Raw genomic sequence first — 20,108 nt, 5'->3', positions numbered from 1 at the left:
GCGTAGCATATCCAGTAAATTAATTACTAATTAAAGTTTATTACAATGAATAGTAATATTAAAAATTATTGATAATCTAAAACGTATGCAACAGTTGATTTAACAGAACCTGAAGTTGCTTGACCTAATGCTTGCATGCGTGCAGATAAGTGAATTGTATTTGCACCTGCGTTCAGATTTTGAGTAATAGTGTCGCCAGTTTTGATGCTTTGACCAGCATCATTTTGGAATAAGACACCTACGTTTTGTGCCGTACCTGTACTCGCCCATAAGTTACCAGCGGTATCCATTTGGCCAGTAAAGCTTACTTTAACTTTAGAATAATCTGTCTCACTTTCAGTTGGATCTAATACGCAGTCAGATAATTCTAATGTGAAGTCAACGTTTGGACCTTGTGCTCCGGCTGTTTTCAATGATGCTACTGGTACAGAACCTAATTGAACTTCTTTATTTACTGAAGAAGGTGCAATAGTACAAGCACCGGTATTCACTGTGCCATTAAATTCAATTGTGCCGCTTCCTACATCAGCTGCAAATGCAGTCGACGCCGCACCTAAAGTTAATGCGATAATTGAAGTGGTTAATAATGTCTTTTTCATTTTTAAATCCTTTATGTAATACTAATTTTAATAGGCTAAGACTGTGCCTTAGCAGGTTAATAACGTGATATCAATATATTGATACCACAGTAATTTAATGGAAGCGTAATGTTCATTAACTCTAATGAATTATAGTGCCCGAAAATATGAGCATAGATTATTCGTTAAATGATAGGATAAATATAAGGAGATCCTTAAAATTTAGAGCGTAACTTCGAATGCAGGTATTCATTATTAATATATTTCTGCTTGCACCGCTCTGTTATTTACTTGTGCGATGGAGATGTCTTCAAAGAAGTAATGTATACTTATTTTGAAGAAGTCAGCTATTATAACGAGCGAATCTATATCAATTCTATTGATACCACGCTCATAACGAGAATACTGTTGTTGACTCACATTGAGATACGCTGCTACTTCTGTTCCTGTTAATCCGTATTCTTTTCTAAGTTTCTTTATTCTGCTCCCCACTATTTTGGCAATAGGATATTTTCCTGTCATTTTCATTTCCTTCATGACATATAAGTTTGAGTAGTGCTTAACATCAATAGGCAAAAATTCTAATTAAATAAGTATAAAACCTCAAATGCGTAGACGAGTAAGATATAAAAATAATCATTAGTTTTTTTTATTAAAATTGTTTAGTTCAGACTAAATTAGGTTATTTCTTTATTCTTATATTAAATTTAATGAAACAATCATAGAGCAGGGCGTCATTTTTCAGGTAAACGATACGATAAAATACGGATGTTTATCCTTACCAATTCAAAAATACAGTTGTTTTATCTAAATAGTAACTTAATAGTAGTTATGTCGGATTAAATACTGTCAAGTTGGAGCCCTTGATGAGAAATATATAGTTAACATGATGTTTGGAACGGTGAATTTTCTATGGGTAGGGCGATAGCGGAGTATTAATTGTTATCAAAATCGAGAGTTTAGAATTGCTTCTACCTTAATTCTCTTCTTATAAAAATGAATTGCTATTGATCATTAAACGCTTTCATTACTCATCATTGACTGCAATTTTTACCATCAACTTTGGATTTGTTTCATCGTCCTCGTTTGGCTTTCCGATCGTACTGTTTGGTATTTTTAATCATCAGCCAACAATAAACTGAATAAACCATACAAATATTAAGGCTAAAAAAGAGTAGTCAACGATGAAAAAAAATATTATTGTTATATTATAACATAACAATTGGAGAGGCTATGAAGCCGAATATTCATCCGGATTATCGGACAGTGATTTTTCACGATACCGCTGCTGATGTGTATTTCAAAGTTGGGTCGACGATAAAAACAGAGAGAACTGTTGAGTTTGAAGGGCAAAGTTATCCATATGTTCTTCTCGATGTGTCCTCTCATTCACACCCGTTTTATACAGGGAAACAGAAAACCCATTCACAGGAAGGGAATGTTGCTCGCTTTAATAAGCGTTTTGGGAATTTTGTTCAAACGAGAGAAGAAAAATGATGGTAAAAAATATTCTTTCATTGCTTGTGCTTACTAGTTTATTCAGTTACACAGCGATGGCGCATGAACATCATCATGATAAGCCGCAAACGGAAGCACAACGCAATGCTGCAAAAGGTATTTTTGATAATAGTGATGTTAAAGACCGTCAATTGAGTGATTGGGACGGTGTTTGGCAATCTTTGGAGCCTTATCTTGCTAATGGAACGTTAGATCCCGTAATGCAGAATAAGGCTGCAAAGAATAAGGATAAAACAGCGCAAGAATATCGAGATTATTATGCCAAAGGGTATAAAACTGATGTGGATATGATTGGCATTGAGAATAATATTATTGAATTTCACCGAGGGGATAAAGTCTCTCAGTGCCAATATGATTACGCGGGTTACCGAGTTTTAAATTATTCTTCAGGTAAGAAGGGCGTCCGTTATTTATTTGAGTGTAAGGATAAAGATAGCCAAGCCCCTAAGTTTATTCAATTTAGTGATCATATTATTGCGCCAGAAAAAGCTGGGCATTTTCATCTCTATATGGGAAATGAATCTCAAGAGGTTTTATTGACTCAATTAGATAATTGGCCAACGTATTATCCATATTCTATGAGCGGTAAGGATATTGTGCATGAAATGATGCATCATTGATGGGTTGTTGGAGGCAGTCTAAAGTGGTTGTGGTAGTTAGGTTATATTAGGCTGCGTAGGATATAAAAAAAGCCCGCTAATGATGAATTGGCGGGCTGGCGGAGTCTGAACTAGGCTTTTATTTTATTGATTTTTAAGTGACAAAGTGCAATTCAAGTTTTAGTTTGGGCCTATTGTTGGGCCTAAAGTTTATTTTGATATTTTTGAGATGTGAGCTAAAAAGTTGTTTGCTATTCTAACATGGTTGATTAGTGAAGTGAGCAATAAGATTTGGTGGGCTGCTTTGAGCGAGGAGCGGAAGTCCACAGTTTGATAAAAGCAATACTTAAATCGTTGCTTTTTAAATAACAGGATGGCGTGGCTGATATCTTCGATTACATTGAAACATTCTACAATCGGGTCCGGCACTACAGTCATCTCGGTGGCGTCAATCCAGAGGCCTTTGAACAGGCTTCATCGTGAGGACAGAATTTGTCTGCGGGCGTGGGGTCAGTCCACTCAGTTGATTTAGTTGCCCGAGTTCCATTACACGTTGAAAAGCCAAAACTGCTATACTGTCCCACAATTGTAGCTGAGAACTCTCTTCAGTTAGCTAGCATAAACAAAATTTAACCAATGAAGCTTCTAGAAAAAGGGCAATTTGAATTGATACATGCGTTCTTTAGGGATGGTGTGCGATGAGTAAGCTATTTTTCCGTCTGGCGACATGGCGCGCTCGTCGTCGCGCGAAGCATAATGCTGACATGATAAGGAACGAACGGCCAGACGGAGGGATTGGGGCTGAGGCTCCAATTCGGGCAGCATCCGAAGATCGCCTTAGAAGGGCTGGATTCGCGGCTCGTATAGCCGACGTACTTTCGGAGCTTAGCTTGCGCGAAGGCCGAGTGTTCGCTATTCGTGGGGGATGGGGTTTTGGCAAATCATCACTGAAAAACCTAATTACCGAACGGCTCGATGCTAAGAGCAGTGGAGCGGACTGGCTCGACTTTAACCCATGGCAATGGGGTGATGGTGACTCAATCGCCCGCGCGCTATTTGGCCAGATAGCAGATCGTTTGGGAGGCGAGCATTCGAAGGCAGCACTCGACCGAGCCCAAGCATTTCGACGTTACGGAGCGATCCTTACCGGGGCTAGTAAGCCTCTTAAAGAGGCTGTGAGTTCAGGCTTTCTAATATCGACAGTTCTCACAAATGCCTCGGTTATAACGATCGCGTCGGCTATTTTGACCGGCTTGAACCTGAGCAGATCAGGATGTTGCTTCGGCAGGTAAAGGCGAATGCTAATCTACCGAATATTGTTTTTGTGCTCCTATTCCAGCCCAGTATCGTAGAACGAGCGCTAGATCCGGTTGCCGACAACGACGGTCGAGCCTTTCTTGAAAAGATAGTGCAGACTAACTTTGATTTACCAGCCGTACCGACATCTTTCGTGCATCGTATGTTCGAGGAAGAACTCTCTGAAATAGCGGGCCCATACGCAACTGAAGCCAACGGGTTCTCTCAGAGACGCTGGGGTAACGCTTGCATTGGCTGCATTCAGCCCCTGCTTCGCAACATGCGCGATGCGCGTCGTCTCATCTCATCCATTGCTGTACACATGCCCCTGCATGTGGTCGGCGACGTGTTCGAGGTGAACATTGTAGACTTCCTGCTTCTGGAAACACTCCGGGTCTTCGAACCTGATCTCCACGATGCATTGTTCCGTGAGAGAGGATTGGTTCTCCAGGAAGGACGCTTCTCCCGTGATGGTCGACAGGATGTGGACCAAGCAGCTGCTAAGGAACTTCTGGAGATCGTCTCAGAGAAGCGCCGCAATATCATTTGTGATGCGCTTAAAGACTTATTTCCTCCCCTAGAATGGGCGTATGGGGGGACAAACTATGCAGACGGCTTCCATCGCCGGTGGTTGACGGAGAAACGAGTATGCACTTCGCGCTATTTCCCTCGTTACTTTGAACTCCAGACGACGGTCGGAGAAATATCTGAGCACCGTTTCGTTGATTTTCTCGATGCAACAGCGACAGAGGACGAGCTCTTTGCTGAAATCGCAGCCGTCGAAGCTGACGGGATGCTGAATTCACTCGTTGCGAGGCTCGACGAATCCGTTGACCGATTACCAATCGAGAACGCTGCTGTTCTGCTCCCAGGGATGTTCCGACTTGCTGAAAAACTCGCAGACACTAACAGCGGCTCTTTCGACTCATCATATGTAGCAGCATGGCGAGCGACAAGTTGGTATCTGAAGCGGATTCCTGAGAATATTCGAGGCGGTTTGGTTCTCGAAGCACTTCGTAAAACTGAAGCTCTATCCGTTGCCTCAATCCTGATCCATCTCAGCGATCCCACCGATCTGAATGAGGGCGAGAGTGGAGCGTTCGACCCAGCGTTAGATCTCAATACCGTTGTGGCAATGAAGACTGAATGGCTACGGTTGATAAGGATCCACGCAGCAGACCACGCGATGATTGCTGAACCGGATCTCATATCACTGCTCTATAGCTGGAAAAAATATACAGATTCCATGGACGAACCCCGAGAGTGGGTGAGGAAAGCAATTCAAACCGACTTGGGCTTCGCAACCATGGTCACACGCCTAATGATCCGAGGTACGAGCAATACTTATGGTGATCGCGTCTCCACGCAGTACAACAGTTTCAATAAAGAGACAATTGACGACTTTATTGGCATTGATGTGGCGAAGGCTAAGTGTGATGCGATTAATCCTGCCCAGTTCCCTGAGCATGAAGAGGCCCTGCGAACGCTGCTTAGATATCTCGAAAAGTGGCTTGGGTTGAGAGAAAATGACATTTTCGATTTCTAGTCATTGGAACAGCAATACAACAAGCAAGGAATTTTACTGTAAATATCTCACCTAAGTGGACTATGTGCTGTTAGATATCTGACCTAACGTACCGTAGCGTATGTGACGTCCGCTCCTGCCACAGACTGTGTAAAAACTCTTGATCACCTTTTGGCCTAAGTGCGATGTACTTATGAATAATTGGTCTTAGCTACCGATCCAATTTCAAAGCAAAATCCAGTATTATCGGATTGGTAAGCATAATCATGGAGATTCTCGCATGTCTCACCATATTACAGGTCAATCAAGGCATTAATCCACACTCTTTCCAGAAATCATGGACGACTTTGTTAGCGAAGATAATCCAGTGCGAGTTATTGATGTCTTTGTTGAACACCTCGATTTACTCGACTTAGGTTTTGAAAACGTGACCCCCAAGTCAACTGGCCGCCCTAGTTATCATCCTGCCATGATGCTCAAGCTCTATATTTACGGTTATTTAAATCGAATTCAATCATCGCGGCGGTTAGAGAAGGAATGCAACCGCAATGTCGAGTTAATGTGGCTACTTGAACGTTTATCTCCTGACTTCAAAACGATTGCAAACTTCAGAAAGGATAATGCCAAGGGAATTAAAAACGTTTGCCGTAAATTCGTCGAGTTATGCAGACAACTCAACATGTTTGAAGATGCCGTGTTCGCTATCGATGGGAGTAAATTCAAAGCAGTCAATAATAAATCCAAAAATTATACTCCCAGTAAAGTACAGTTTCATATCGAGCGAGTTGAAAAAAGCATCGAGAAATATTTAAGCCAGATGGATGCCAAGGATGAGAACGAAAAAGAGTCTGGTTCCACCGTCTCAGCATCGAAATTAGCTTGGTTAAAGTAGCGCTTAGTTGAGCTAAAAGCACTCGAAAAACAAGTTAATGAGCATCCAGACAAACAGATATCACAGACAGATCCTGATGCCCGCTTGATGAAAACACACCACATGGAAAGACAAGTCTGCTATAACGTGCAAACAGCAGTCGATACAAAGCACCATCTCATCGTTTATCACGATATCGTCATGACAATAGACCGAGGTCAACTGACATTAGTTGCCGAGCAAGTCCAAAAGGTTTTGGGGAAAAAAACTGATTACAGTGTTAGCTGATAAAGGTTATTTCAGTCGAAATGACATCAAAGACGCATATGATCAAGGTATCACGGTGAATGTGCCGCAAACTGATACTTCAGGCTCAGAAAGTAAAGGCATTTTTAACAAGTCTCTCTTCAAGTACGATAACGACAGTGATTTATACATTTGCCCTGCGGGTAAAGGTTTACAAAAGCGAATGAAGGTTATAGAGAAAGGCGTTGAACTGAATGTTTACTTTAACAATTTAGCGTGTAATGAATGTTCAATCCGATCTCAATGTACGACATCAAAGAAAGAGCCACGGCGTATAAGACGATGGATACATGAATCGATTATTGATGATATGCAAAGACGGTTGGACGAAAACCCTGAATTCCCAGAGATAAGGAAACAGAGTGTTGAGCACCCATTTGGCACGATAAAAATGTGGATGGGAGCGACTCACTTTTTGACTAAACGCCTCAAAAATGTGAGCACTGAAATCAGTCTTAGTGTTCTTGCTTACAACCTGAAACGTATGATGACCATACTGGGAATTGCAGGTTTGATGACAGCCATCAATCTAGACTAAGTGATAAAGTCGCTTAGTTTCATCAAAATTTGCCCCCTAACGTTCAAGACACGCTGCTTTTAAAAGACTCCATATTACAAATCACCAATCTTGAACAGAATATTATGAATGAAATGAGAGCTATTCGAGTGCTTAAATGCAACTCAAATTGGTATTTCTTGGGTAAGATCATGGTTTTTACACAGTCTGGGCACAGAGCTGACATATAGATGGTGTAACTAGCGGCTGAATCTACTGACCCAAGGGCTGGTATTGTCCTGAGACCAAAGCTTCATCAATACTTCACGAAATTTATCGGCTGCAGGGCTTAAGGTATCATCCTTTCTAAACACTAATCCAAGTGTTCTCCTGATCACAGGCTCTATAAGTGGTCGACTAACCAGTATATGGTGCTCATCCGTAGGCATTGCCAGACTTGGTACAACAGCAACACCAAGCCCAGCTTCAACCATCCCGAGTGATGTGGATAGGTGTCTTACTTCGTAAAACCAGTTTGGTTTCCAGTTAAATCTTTCTAAAGCCTGATCAATTAGATATCGATTACCACTCGATTTTCGGACTCCAATAAGTTTGAGTCCGGCAAGATCTTCCCACATCACGAGATTTTTTTTGGCAAGCTCATGGTCGCGTTTACAGGCAAGAACGAAAGGCTCATTAACCAGAGGTGTGAACTCTATATTAGAATGTGTGATGTTAATCATATTTATTCACAATCTGCATCCCCATTAAGTACCGCCTCAAGGCAGTCGATAGCACTATGTTCAAGTATTCGGATACGTATATTCGGGTAATGTTCGTTATAATCACGAATAACGGAAGGTAAAAAATAGAAGGCTGCTGTAGGTAAACAAGATAAAGTCACTGTCCCTGTTTGATGTGTTGCCATTTCTTTAATACTGAGTATCGAGCTTTCATAAAAATCGATGAGATTTTTTGCATGAGGTAGAAAATCTCTCCCTACAGCAGTCAATTTTACTCGTCTTGTTGAGCGTTCAAATAGTGCTGTACCTAAACTATCCTCAAGTTTTTTATTCGTCTCGTCAATGCGGGTTGAGAGATGTGTAAAAAATGAGATGCTTTTGTAAAACATCCCATTTCCGCAACTTTTACGAAAGATTGGATACCCTGTAATTCTTGCTGCATTTTTCAACCCTCAGGCTTATAGAGAAATTAAACCATAATAACTGAAGTCTTATTAATGTGTAAAATGCATTAATCTTTTGTTTCTTTGCATTAGAGTTATTTATCCGCATATGGGATGCTTAACGTATCATTTAATCTGTAGGAAGAGAAAAAGTATGTTCAGCATACCCTGTGTTCTGATACGCGGTGGCACTTCTAAAGGGCCAGTTATTCTATCGACTGATTTACCAGATGATATTCAGGAACGAGATGCCGTTTTGCTAGCTTTGATGTGCTCAGGCCATGATCTTGAAATTGATGGTATCGGTGGAGGTAGCCCGTAATCCAGTAAAGTAGCCATTGTGAGTCTTTCAGATAGCCCTGATGCTGATATTGATTATCTTTTTGCTCAGGTTATGGTGAAAGAACGAAGGGGCGATACAACTCCAAATTGTGGAAATATGTTATGTGCAGTTGGTCCATTCGCTATTGAAAAGGGGCTAATTGCTCCGAAAAATCCAGTTACGACAGTGCGTATTCGGAATCTCAATACTGGAACATTAGTTAATGTTGAAGTTCAGACTCCTGATTTCAAAGTGACTTATGAAGGGGATACCCAAATTGATGGTGTGCCGGGGGTAGCTGCTCCAATTGGTTTGACGTTCCTAAATTCCGCAGGTTGTAAAACAGGTAAATTACTTCCCACAGGTAATGCAATAGATGTATTTTGTTCGTTTTTTCATTTAGCACCTCAATAATTGGATTATATTCCATTATTAGAGTGTCCTGTTTGATTAAAGCAGATCAGAACATCGTGTGTGATAAGTGCCCTACTACCAATGATTGCACCATCACCGATATGTACACCCAGCATTATCATCGATTCCGTAACTATCCAAACATCCTTGCCGATGACAGTATCTCCAGAGGGGATGTAAACATTATTCGCAGATTCAAACTCAGGATAACCCTCTAGCCAGTTAAAAGGGAATGTGCTTACCCAATCATGCCGATGACCTTGGTTTCCCGCCATGATAAAAGAAGCTCACGATCCAATAGAGCAAAAACTGACTATGATTAATTTATCCACTTCGGTATCAGCCATCAGATAGCGAATACAATCATTGAAGTCATGGGCGTGGTAGTAACCGGAGTAATAACTGTATCGACCAACGATGATATTTTTATTGGTTATTGTTTGTCTAAAGGGATCCCCTTAAAAGGGCTTTCAAAAAAATTATTTGTTTTGTTAGAGATCATTGCGGGTTGCCATTTTTAAGCGGTTATTGGGTTGGAATAGTCCGAGTTGATACACCTTATTTGCAATTAATGGCACACCTAAAATGTGTGCCATGCTATCATACAGACTGAAAGTCACAATCAAAAATAACCTTGGTAATTTAAAATATACATAAAACATTTAATGTCATATAGATAGGTTTAAATGATATGAGAAATATTAATGCTGTATTAGGTGAGTTTTTTAGGAGTAAACGTATTTCTGAATCATTGACGGGAATAGAAGTTGCGAAAAAAATGAGCGTCAGCCAACAACAAATATCCCGATATGAAAGAGGGGGATGCTGTCTTTCAATTGAAACAATACTTCGTTATTGCGAGGTGTTGGATATATCGCCAAAAGAGTTAATGGTTACTCTATTTCCGTCAGAAAAAGATTATCTTTGAATATTGGTTCGACTGATATTTGTTTTCAGATTATCAGCGGGATGTTCACTCGATTTAATATTTTCTATTCAGGTAGAGCAGAGAAAATGAGATACACAATAGGCGCTAAGTTTTTGATGATAAGAATATTATTATTTATATTCCCGATCGGTTACTTTTTAGACTGGCCACTTAGATCTCCTGTCTACCAACACACCACCGAATTCGGCACGCTTTAAAGCCGCATTGACGGTTTGACTGTTCATTGGTTGGGTAGGCTTGATACGGCTTGGGAAGATAAACTCCCGATGACTACTGAGTGGTTTCATTAGCACTAGAATAGCCTAAGAATGACTACAACGTCAGCAGTTTATGAGTCTCACTTCAGTGGGGCTTTTTTGTTTGTTTTATTAGAGTGTGGAGTAGTGATTTATAAAGCTAGTAAATAAAGTGCAATGTTACTAATATGAATTCAGTTATTATTATAAATCAATTTCGTATATAAGTGATTTCATATAAGGTGGCAATGATGGTTAATCTTCTTACCTCTAGTGATATGACCAATACATTAGGTAAAAAAATCACTGTAGGTATTAGTTCATGCTTATTGGGTGATAGCGTTAGATTTGATGGTGGTCATAAGCGCTTTCATTTTGCTGTAGATGAGTTATCAGATTATTTCGAATACCAACAAGCATGCCCAGAGATGGCAATTGGCTTACCAACACCTAGACCCGCATTGAGGCTAGTTAAATCTGAAGAAAATAACGTTAGACTCAAATTCAGTGATGGTCGGGAAGGCGATTTAACTGAAGAAATGGTTCAGTTTTCGACTGACTATTTGAGTAGGCTTTCAGATTTAAGTGGTTATATTGTATGTAAAAACTCACCTAGCTGTGGTTTAGAAAGGGTTCGAGTGTATGATTCTGTTGGCAATGGTAATAAAAAGTCTGGAATGGGGCTTTTTACTGAACAATTACTCAAAGCAATGCCTTGGTTGCCTGTTGAGGAAGATGGCAGGTTAAGCGATCCTCATATTCGCGAAAATTTTATTATACGGGTATTTGCTCTTCATGAGCTAAATGAACTAAAGAAAAACGCCTTCCATCGTCACTCATTAATCGACTTTCATACTCGATATAAGCTCCTTTTATTGGCGCATTCACAACCTCTTTATCGAGAACTTGGTCGTTTTGTTGCTAGTAACAATGAATGGGATTCAATCGACTCTTATTTTGATGAGTATCGAAATAAGTTTATGAATTTATTACAACACCAAGCGACTAGGCGCAATCACACTAATGTGCTTATGCATATCCAAGGTTACTTTAAACGCTATCTGACATCAAACCAAAGGCAAGCATTGAGTAAGTTAATCCTCGAATACCGCCAAGGAACACAGCCTTTATTGGCTCCATTAACATTAATTACGCACTATTTATCTGAGTATCCTGATAACTATTTGAATAATCAAAAATATTTCCATCCTTATCCTCAGTCATTAAGACTGCGATATGGGTTATGATATTAAAAATAATGCCTAGAATTTCAAAGTTATTCATATGATTGGTTCTTCCAGTCATATGAATATTGAACCTAAAAGCTATGTGAGCGTATAACTGTCGGGATAAACGAAATCATCCATATTTACATAAGTCACCTAGCGAGGATTTTTCATATGCAACCTCAGTTAATCAAATCAATACTATTGCAAAAATAATTGGATTGATAATAAATTGGCTATCAATATTATTTATTTAGAAAAGTTATTGATGATGAATGTGTGGTGTCTTAAGCGAAATCAACGCTTTTATGGTGAGAGTGAAAATTAAATTTGCTATCTCAGTGTTTGTATGGGTTAATCAAGTCATCGGTTTGTGTTCTGCACAACAAAATCAGGACACTTTTCTTAAAGAATTTTGTTCATACTCAATGGGGGACAGATCACCGTTGGTAGTATGAAGCCTTTCTAGGTTGGAATAGGGCATATACGCGGTAACATCTTTTTTCATCTGTTTCCGAGTCGGTTGTGGGGTTTTCAGTACCCAATTGTGTTTTAAACTGCCAAAAAATCGATCTACAACGGCGTTATCCTAACAGGCTCCAACATCGCCCATGCTAGCTCGAATACCATAGCTTGTTAGCAAGCGGCTATATCGCTTACTCGTATATTGAGAGCCTCTATCACTATGAAAGACTAAGCCTTTTTCGGGATGGTGTAAGTTATACGCTTTCATCAAGGCTTTACTAACTAAATCTGCCGTCATTCGTTTATCGATGTGCCAACCCACAATACGGCATGAGTATAAGTTCATCACGATGGCTAAATACATCCATCCTTCCCCTCTTTTTAAATAGGTCACATCACCTGCCCACACTTCGTTAGTGTGCGTGAGGATTAAAATTTTGATTGAGCAAATTATCGGCTACGGCATCACTGTGTTTGCGTTTTGTGGTGACTTTGTAAGCAACGCGCTGAGTGACAACTAGGCCAATCTGAGCCATTAGCTTTTGAATGCCATAAGCACTCACGCTAAAGCCCTCTTAACATAACCGTTTACGTAACGTTCTGTAACCTAAGCTATTTCGACTCTCTCCAAAGATGGCTTTGGCTTTACGGTACAGACTAAGTTGTTCTGCGGTATAAAACCTATTTGTTCGTTTTTTCATTTAACACCTCAATAATTGGATTATATTCCATTATTAAAGTGTCCTGTTTGATTAAAGCAGATCATAGGTTTGGTTACAGAATAAACTATACATAAAACGGTAAGAGGCCTTGCTCTCATTTTTGGAGATTATGGATGATCAAGATGTGACGTGTATTTTATGTTATGGCCTAAATTAAATGTATTTTATATGGCTATTCTGACAATTAACGACTACATTTTTAGATAGATTATAATTTGTTTATGCTGCTCAATCTTTTTTTGAATGTCTATTTTGTTTGGTGAAATAATACGCGGTTTATGCTCATTATGTGAGTTTTAGGAATATTCTTAAAGTTGTCTGGCGTATTACAGTTAGTTGCTCATACTCTAGAATTAAATTATTTTTTAATATTAGTAATCAAATAGTTACACTTTCAAATTAATTTGAATAAATAAAATCCAATCAAGTAAAACTGAAGGCTAGTTAAATTAATTGATAATGTTTACTAACAAAAAGAGTAGAAAATGATTATTTTAAATAAAGCATTTTTACGCATAGCAAGAGATAAAATTGTGGGTTAAAAATAATTTTTGAAATGGCGTATTTTTAAAATCAATAATTCTGCTATTTAGTTGGATATAGCGAAGGTTAAATTCTAATTGTAGCATTTAGAATGGTTATTTTCTCTGCAAGCATTGTTTTTGCATCTACAAGTGCAAGAATACTCCTTTTGCGCGCCATGAGTCAAAATGTGATGTGCATACATTATATAATAAATGAATTGATAAGCATCACTAATCTTAAATTGGTAAAATCATAAAATAAATTTATGTTAATTAATTCGTTACTGTACGAATTAGACTGGTATTTATGGTGAATATATAAATTTAGTGTATCTATGTAATATTTTGATGCTCTTATTTGGAGTTATATTGGTGGGTTTGCTTTTTATAATATATCAAATTAAGTTTTTTTTTAAATATTAATCCTTCCCTTGATGTAGATATTAAATTATTAATTTAATATATTGTCTCAATTCGTGTAATTTGGTGAATTTAACTAATCAGTAATATTGTATAAACTAAGCTCTTGATAGTTTTTAGCTATCAAAAAGCTTAGCATCTGAGAAAAAAACGATTTAATTTGATTTAAGTTTTGATGTATTCTTTGTTCGAAATCATATAGATCACGTTATGATTATTAATTCAAAAATGGACTCATTGAGATAAAGCAATATGATTAATTAAACTATTACCAGATATTAAATTATGTCGAATGATTTTGTATAACCATATTTAATATATGGTCGGAACCCCATGTTAATTATTTATTAAATAATAGTGCGATATTAAATAAGTTCTTTTAAATGTAATAATAAAACCTTCATACTAGGAAATGACAATGAAAAAAGTATTATTGACAGCAGTTGCTACTACAATTATTGGTGCATCATCTGCTTACGCTGCAACTGAAAATGCAGGTGGTGGTCAAGTTAATTTTTATGGTAAAGTGACAGACGTTTCTTGTACTGTTTCAGTTGATGGTCAAGGTAGTGATGCTAAAGTTTATTTGGCGCCAGTTTCAGTAAAAGAAGTTCAAGAAGCAGGTGCAAATACTTATTTAAAAGCAAAACCATTTGTTATTGATGTAACACAATGTCAAGGTGTTAACGATGATACCGTTTTAAAGGTTAACTGGACTGGTGGTAACGTATTAAATGGTGCTTCAGGTATTAATGCTGGTTATTTAGCTAACACTGTTACTGGTGCTGCGGACGGAGCTGAAAATATACAATTAGTTTTAGCAACAGATGCTAGCTCTAAGTTAGAAAATAAAATCGATCCTAATAGTGCAAAGCAACCTAAAGCAACAACAACTGAAATTACTGACGGTAGCCGTTTCACTTATTTCGTAGGATATGCAACTTCAACGCCTAAAGATGTTACATCTGGTATCGTAGAAAGTTATGCAACTTACGAAATTACTTACGAATAATATTTATTTCAAAAGTAGTATTTATCTAAGCGGTAGTGATTACTGCCGCTTTTATTTAGAGGTTCAAATGAAAGCAATTGTTTTATTCTTCTGCTTCGTTTTCAGTGCATCTTCATTAGCGAATAATATTATTGTTAACGGCACGCGATTTATTTATCCTGGAAATGAAAAAGAAATTACCGTGCAATTAAATAATACGGCGGATAGGCCAGCGGTCGCACAAGCATGGTTAGATACCGGTGATGCATCGGAAACTCCAGATACAATAAAAACACCATTTCAAATTACACCTCCAATATCTCGTCTGGATGCAAAAGGTGGTCAAACACTACGCATTAAATTGATGGATAAAAATGGGATCCCACAAGATAAGGAAAGTTTATGGTGGCTGAATATCTTAGATATTCCACCAACAGTAAAAACAGCAGGAAAGGAAGATCAAAACTTCTTACAGCTAGCAATTCGTTCTCGATTTAAATTTATATATCGCCCTGTTGGGTTAGGTAGTCGCGAATTAGCACCAGAACAATTAGTTGTGAATGCTAATGGCAATAATCTGACTATTAATAATCCTACGCCATTTTTTATTACCATTACAAAAATTTCAACCGATGGCAAAAATGGATTAACGGATAAGGCGGTAATGTTAGCACCTAAAAGTCAAACGTCAGTGGTATTGAAAAAAGCAATTAGAGCAGGTGAAAGTGTTGTTTTGAACAATATCAATGATTACGGTGCGGATATAGCAGTAAAAACGACTGCTAAATAGGATAGAAAAATGAAACAGCGAGAGTTAATAAATAAATATAGCAATACACTCTCTGTGACCTGCTTCGTCACCGTATGTATGATGCCAACATTTTATGCATGGAGTGCTGAAGGCACAACCTACGAATTTAATAGTGGGTTCATAGTAGGCAGTAAAGATAATGTTGATTTAGAACGCTTCAACACGACTGCAATCAGTGAAGGTAAGTACTCTGTTGATGTATATACTAACGGAAATTGGAAAGGTCGCTATGATTTAAATGTTGTTCAACAAAAAGATGGCAAATTAGGTGTCTGTTATACACCCGCTATGTTGAGTAATTTTGGCGTTAATTCAGAAAAATTAAATCCGCAATTGAATACGCAAGAGTCTACTTGTTCCTCGTTGAATGAGTGGAATGCAATGAAGGACGTAAACGATACTTTCAGTTCTTCGAACCTACGTCTAGATATTTCAGTTCCACAAATTTACGAGCAGCGTTTATCTCGTGGTTATGTCGCTCCGCAATTTTGGGAAAAAGGTATTCCTGCGTTAAATTTAGCGTATATGGCTAATTATTATGATAGCCATACTAGCGGTTCTCAAGGTCAAAATGATGCCAGTGCTTATTTAGGACTTAATGCAGGTTTATCGGTTGATGGCTGGTTACTAAAACATATTGGTAATTTAAGTTGGCAGCGTTCAGGAAGTACGAGTTGGAACAGTAACCAAACCTATCTGCAAAAGCCGATTGCTGATATCAAATCAAAAGTGACTGCCGGCCAGTTTTATACGGATGGTGATCTTTTTGACAGTATTGGGTTACGCGGGGCAAGAATTGCTACTGATGACAGCATGTATCCAGATGGAATGACATCATATGCACCCGAAATTCGTGGTGTCGCACAAAGTAATGCATTGGTGACTGTTAGTCAGAACGGTTCCATTATTTATCAAACCTCAGTACCACCCGGACCATTTGTATTGAACGATGTTTATCCATCGGGTTACGGTAATGATTTAAATGTTACGGTGAAAGAAGCAGATGGTAGTGAAAGTAGCTTTCGCGTGCCTTATTCATCGTTAGCACAACTGTTACGTCCAGGGTTTACTCGTTACCAAGTCGCTGCGGGGAAATCAGATACTGATGGTTTGCATAATCGCCCGTATATTGTGCAGGGAACAATTCAACATGGCTTAAATAATACCTTTTCACTCTATGGTGGTGTGACTGCGTTTGATGATTATCAAGCCTATTTAATTGGGACGGGTGTAAATACGGGTATTGGTGCTGTTGCAGTTGACGTTACACAATCACGAACAGCATTAAAACACCGTACTGATAATGGTCAAAGTTACCGAGTAACGTTTAACCGTTTAATTACTGAAACAGATACGAATATCTCGCTAGCTGCATATCGTTATTCAACGAAAGATTACTTCAACGTAAACGATGCATTATATGCAATTGATTATGATAAACGTGGTATTGCAAATAACAGATGGCGCGAAAAGAATGGTTTTAGCTATACGGTAAACCAAAATCTGCCTGAAGGGTTTGGGGGACTTTATTTTACTGGGCGTATCTCTAGTTATTGGGAACGTTCAGGAACGGAAAAGCAATATCAATTTAGCTACAACAATCAATTTCAACGAGTTTCTTATTCTATTAACTTTATGCGTGTTTATTCGGACAATAATAATGGAAAGAAAGATGACCGTATTAGCTTAAATATTAATCTTCCCCTTTATTATGGCGATAGCCGAAGCACGACACTAACATCAAATACAACGTTTAATAACGAAAAATTTGGCTCTACTCAGCTTGGGGTTAATGGTGCATTTGATGACGAAAATAACTGGACTTACGGGCTCAACACTGCGGCAGCAAATGGTGGTGAGTATAGTGTTGCAATGAACACTGGTTATCGTTCACCGTATGTTAATACCAATGCTAACTACAGCCAAGGCGAAGGCTATAGGCAATATGGCTTAGGCGCTAACGGCTCTGTCGTTATACATTCGGGCGGTGTGGTTCTTACACCAAATACGTCTGTGACGATGGCTTTGATTGAAGCCGAAGGGGCTGAAGGGGCATCAATTACAAGTGCGCCGGGTGTGCGGGTGAATAAGGGGGGTTATGCTTTAGCACCTTATGTTAGACCTTATCGCATCAACAATATTGAAATTGACCCTAAAGGGAGCCCTGAAGATATTGTGTTTAATAATACCTCCGAACAAGTGGTTCCATATGAAGGCAGTATTGTTAAAGTAAAATTTGGCACAAAAGTTGAGCGCAATCGTACCTTTAATGTTGTACGTCTCGATAAAAAACCAATGCCATTCGGCGCTGAAGTGACTAACCAGCAAGGCGAATCAATTGGTGTAGTTGGACAAGGCGGTACAGTATTTATTAGTAATGAAGAAGCAAAAAATGCTTATGTGAAATGGGATAACGGTCAGTGCGTATTTTCTCTGGAAGCCGGAACCAGTAAGGATAGTATATGTCGATAAATGTGATTTTACGTAATGGGATAGCGCTGGCGGCAGTGCTATCAAGTATACCTGCATATGCAACCTGTACAAGAAACATGAGTGTTGCCGCAGAGCGTATTGACATGCAGTTTGGCCGTGTAGTTGTTTCTCCGGATTTAGATGTTGGTAGCGTGATCCAATCAAAAACTTGGTCAATGGAAGAAACGGGTAAATATTGGGCTAAATGTTATGGCGGAACTCTTCTTGATGCGGTAGTGACGGCATCAGGAGTAACGGAAGGGGCTGATAAAGTTTATAACACTAACGTTCCTGGTATTGGATTACGTTTTAAAAGGATGGGAGCAGTATCAATGACCTATCCTGATAAATTTAAAGTTAAAGGAAATAGTAAGGACCAAGTAAACGTATATTTAGCAGGTTCAACCTTTAGTTTAGAAATTATCAAAACGGCAGAAAATACGGGCTCAGGGCGCATAACTCAAGGGGAGTACACCCGTTATGGGTATAACCCTAAAACGGTTGAGCCTGCAATCATTACCTATTTATCAGCGGATGCTATTACCATCGTGTCACCCTCTTGTAAAATTACCACAGGTAAAAATCAAGATGTGATCTTACCGCCGGTGAACCGTACAGAGTTTAGAGGTGTAGGAACAACGACTGGTGAAAAACAATTCCCAATTAATTTACTTTGCAATGGTGGGATCAGCATTTCCCCTGATTCTATTGCCGTGAATATGACCTTTGATGGAACCAAAGCACCTAATACCCCAATAAATAAAGGTGTATTAGATAATGCGGCAAAAAATTCGATGGCTCAGGGGATTGGTGTTCAAGTACTAACGGATAAGAACAAAGAGCTAGAATGGGGCAAAATTTATAAGGTCGGTGAGTTAACTAGCGCGCAAAATAAAGAAATTCGTATGAATTATATCGCTCGTTATTATCAGTTTGGCTCAAAAATTTCTGCCGGTGAAGTCGAAGCTAAAATGTTATTCAATATTACTTATGACTAACAGGGGATACCTAATGAAAAACTGGTTACTAATAATGCTCCTGTCTGTGTTGAGCTGTGCAAATGCTACGGCTGCGTTGGAAGCAAATTATGATGAAGGTCTGGTCAATTTCGCAGGGAAAGTCGTTGATATTTCTTGTGAGATTTCAGTTAACGATCAAGGTAGTGATGCGAATATTTATCTAGCTCCCATTTCATTATTTGAAATTCATAATAGTGAAGGCGGGGCTTATATGAAGTCTAAAATGTTTACCATTAAACTATCACAGTGCCAATCGATTAGTCATAATGGTGAAGTCGTTGATGCTGATTTAAATAAAATTAGTGTAGCGTGGTCAAATGGTTACTTGGTACCTAAAACTAATTTTGAAACATCAGGGTTGCTAAAAAATATGTTAGCAGATGGAGCTCAAAATATTAATTTTGCACTATCGATTAATAATAATACAACGTTAGATGCAGATAATAAGATTGTGCCTGCTGATCCTGCTCAGCTTAAAGTCATTCCTAAAGTTTCCGATAATAAGGATGCTATATTTGAATATTATATCGGGTATACAACAGGATCCCCTAAAACGGTGACAACAGGTTTAATGGCAAGTTATGCCACTTATGAAGTACAGTATAATTAAAAATATTTCATTTAAAATAAATAAAACACTTCTAATGTATAGTTAGGAGTGTTTTTTATTGTTAGATAATAAAATAAAATATAAAAATAACATAGCGTTCAATTTGCTATGTTATTTTTATATTTTATTTCAAATTTTGAGGGTATGACTGTATGGTGCAAAAAGAGTAATGAAAACCATGATAATTTTAAATGAAATATTAAATTATATTTTATTATGGACGATAATGCTTTCTGCTGTATATTTTAACTCTTGATTTTTGATATCCATATTAGTATCTTGAATTGAATGATACTCATCAGAAATATAGTCTTGAAAGAACCAGTCTATAGGGCACTTTAAGGCGACAGCTATACTAACTAGATTATTTAAAGGTATTTTGTTGATTCCTTTTTCATAGCGAGATATTTGCTGTTGGCTAATATTTAATATTTTGGCTAAATTAGCACCCGAGAGTCCTAATTCTTTTCGCCTTGCTTTTATCTTGATTCCAATAAAACAATGAATGTCCATGTGACACCCTCGATTGATAAAGTGATTATAGTGAATGTT

14 protein-coding genes and 6 pseudogenes are annotated in these 20,108 nt (G+C 38.3%); 13 read left to right on the top strand and 7 right to left on the bottom strand.

Annotation, left to right across the window (positions count from 1 at the left end; translation table 11 throughout):
* Window positions 1-65: 65 nt before the first annotated feature.
* Together ACIH2S_RS13565 and ACIH2S_RS13560 are read right to left on the bottom strand one after the other, a co-directional pair.
* The gene (locus ACIH2S_RS13565; protein ID WP_036951059.1) at window positions 66-599 is read right to left on the bottom strand and encodes a fimbrial protein; all 534 of its coding nucleotides are present in this window, start codon (window positions 597-599) and stop codon (window positions 66-68) included.
* A 234-nt stretch (window positions 600-833) separates the two neighbouring features.
* Window positions 834-1,100 (bottom strand): helix-turn-helix domain-containing protein, encoded by a 267-nt coding sequence (locus tag ACIH2S_RS13560; RefSeq protein ID WP_036951058.1) that lies wholly within the window; start codon window positions 1,098-1,100, stop codon window positions 834-836.
* A 711-nt stretch (window positions 1,101-1,811) separates the two neighbouring features.
* On the opposite strand from ACIH2S_RS13560, the gene ACIH2S_RS13555 reads away from it, so the two are divergent.
* The 5 genes and pseudogenes from ACIH2S_RS13555 to ACIH2S_RS13535 all read left to right on the top strand — a co-directional run bounded on the left by ACIH2S_RS13555 (window position 1,812) and on the right by ACIH2S_RS13535 (window position 7,231).
* On the top strand, window positions 1,812-2,075 hold the full coding sequence (locus ACIH2S_RS13555; RefSeq protein WP_036951056.1) for a type B 50S ribosomal protein L31: 264 nt from the start codon (window positions 1,812-1,814) through the stop codon (window positions 2,073-2,075).
* Entirely contained in the window at window positions 2,075-2,716 is a 642-nt protein-coding gene (gene zinT / locus ACIH2S_RS13550; protein ID WP_430248579.1) for a metal-binding protein ZinT, read from the top strand. Before ACIH2S_RS13555 ends, zinT begins: the two co-directional genes overlap by 1 nt.
* A 677-nt stretch (window positions 2,717-3,393) precedes the next feature.
* Window positions 3,394-3,987 (top strand): P-loop NTPase fold protein, encoded by a 594-nt coding sequence (locus ACIH2S_RS13545; RefSeq protein ID WP_430247589.1) that lies wholly within the window; start codon window positions 3,394-3,396, stop codon window positions 3,985-3,987.
* The gene (locus ACIH2S_RS13540) at window positions 3,969-5,537 is read left to right on the top strand and encodes a P-loop NTPase fold protein (protein ID WP_230086614.1); all 1,569 of its coding nucleotides are present in this window, start codon (window positions 3,969-3,971) and stop codon (window positions 5,535-5,537) included. Before ACIH2S_RS13545 ends, ACIH2S_RS13540 begins: the two co-directional genes overlap by 19 nt.
* A gap of 316 nt (window positions 5,538-5,853) precedes the next feature.
* Window positions 5,854-7,231: pseudogene (locus ACIH2S_RS13535) on the top strand (IS1182 family transposase).
* A 218-nt stretch (window positions 7,232-7,449) separates the two neighbouring features.
* On the opposite strand, the pseudogene ACIH2S_RS13530 reads toward ACIH2S_RS13535, so the two are convergent.
* Window positions 7,450-8,374, bottom strand: a pseudogene (locus tag ACIH2S_RS13530) (LysR substrate-binding domain-containing protein).
* 155 nt (window positions 8,375-8,529) lie between these two features.
* Between ACIH2S_RS13530 and ACIH2S_RS13525 the strand changes: the two are divergent.
* A pseudogene (locus tag ACIH2S_RS13525) lies at window positions 8,530-9,081 on the top strand (PrpF domain-containing protein); the annotation flags it as partial.
* Between the two features lie 80 nt (window positions 9,082-9,161).
* Here ACIH2S_RS13525 and ACIH2S_RS13520 read toward each other — a convergent pair.
* Window positions 9,162-9,613: pseudogene (locus ACIH2S_RS13520) on the bottom strand (type B chloramphenicol O-acetyltransferase); the annotation flags it as partial.
* A gap of 189 nt (window positions 9,614-9,802) precedes the next feature.
* On the opposite strand from ACIH2S_RS13520, the gene ACIH2S_RS13515 reads away from it, so the two are divergent.
* Window positions 9,803-10,039, top strand: coding sequence for a helix-turn-helix domain-containing protein (locus ACIH2S_RS13515; protein WP_154638153.1), 237 nt, complete (start codon window positions 9,803-9,805; stop codon window positions 10,037-10,039).
* A 185-nt stretch (window positions 10,040-10,224) separates the two neighbouring features.
* Here the strand turns inward: ACIH2S_RS13515 and ACIH2S_RS13510 are convergent.
* Window positions 10,225-10,362: pseudogene (locus tag ACIH2S_RS13510) on the bottom strand (integrase); the annotation flags it as partial.
* A 185-nt stretch (window positions 10,363-10,547) separates the two neighbouring features.
* On the opposite strand from ACIH2S_RS13510, the gene ACIH2S_RS13505 reads away from it, so the two are divergent.
* Window positions 10,548-11,543 carry a YbgA family protein gene (locus ACIH2S_RS13505; RefSeq protein WP_154638158.1) on the top strand — a complete coding sequence of 332 codons (996 nt, stop codon included), beginning with the start codon at window positions 10,548-10,550 and terminating at the stop codon, window positions 11,541-11,543.
* A 370-nt stretch (window positions 11,544-11,913) separates the two neighbouring features.
* Here ACIH2S_RS13505 and ACIH2S_RS13500 read toward each other — a convergent pair.
* Window positions 11,914-12,682: pseudogene (locus ACIH2S_RS13500) on the bottom strand (IS3 family transposase); the annotation flags it as partial.
* Window positions 12,683-14,071: 1,389 nt separating this feature from the next.
* On the opposite strand from ACIH2S_RS13500, the gene ACIH2S_RS13495 reads away from it, so the two are divergent.
* The 5 genes from ACIH2S_RS13495 (at window position 14,072) to ACIH2S_RS13475 (ending at window position 19,556) form a co-directional block, all read left to right on the top strand.
* Window positions 14,072-14,665, top strand: coding sequence for a fimbrial protein (locus tag ACIH2S_RS13495; protein ID WP_079549463.1), 594 nt, complete (start codon window positions 14,072-14,074; stop codon window positions 14,663-14,665).
* A gap of 67 nt (window positions 14,666-14,732) precedes the next feature.
* Entirely contained in the window at window positions 14,733-15,434 is a 702-nt protein-coding gene (locus ACIH2S_RS13490; protein ID WP_070929587.1) for a fimbrial biogenesis chaperone, read from the top strand.
* 9 nt (window positions 15,435-15,443) lie between these two features.
* The gene (locus tag ACIH2S_RS13485; protein WP_430247587.1) at window positions 15,444-17,927 is read left to right on the top strand and encodes a fimbria/pilus outer membrane usher protein; all 2,484 of its coding nucleotides are present in this window, start codon (window positions 15,444-15,446) and stop codon (window positions 17,925-17,927) included.
* Window positions 17,918-18,925, top strand: a complete 1,008-nt coding sequence (locus ACIH2S_RS13480; protein WP_430247586.1) for a fimbrial protein — start codon at window positions 17,918-17,920, stop codon at window positions 18,923-18,925. The genes ACIH2S_RS13485 and ACIH2S_RS13480 overlap by 10 nt, the downstream gene beginning before the upstream one ends.
* Before the next feature lie 13 nt (window positions 18,926-18,938).
* Entirely contained in the window at window positions 18,939-19,556 is a 618-nt protein-coding gene (locus tag ACIH2S_RS13475) for a fimbrial protein (protein ID WP_154638881.1), read from the top strand.
* Between the two features lie 204 nt (window positions 19,557-19,760).
* On the opposite strand, the gene ACIH2S_RS13470 is transcribed toward ACIH2S_RS13475, so the two are convergent.
* A complete protein-coding gene (locus tag ACIH2S_RS13470) occupies window positions 19,761-20,069 on the bottom strand; it encodes a helix-turn-helix domain-containing protein (RefSeq protein ID WP_430247584.1) in 309 nt (102 codons plus the stop codon).
* Window positions 20,070-20,108: the final 39 nt, after the last annotated feature.

The organism is Providencia lanzhouensis, assembly GCF_050469745.1.
In the GTDB taxonomy this organism is placed as follows: domain Bacteria; phylum Pseudomonadota; class Gammaproteobacteria; order Enterobacterales; family Enterobacteriaceae; genus Providencia; species Providencia lanzhouensis.
The sequence above is the reverse complement of the archived record's forward strand: the minus strand, read 5'-3'. Positions and strand labels throughout refer to the sequence as shown.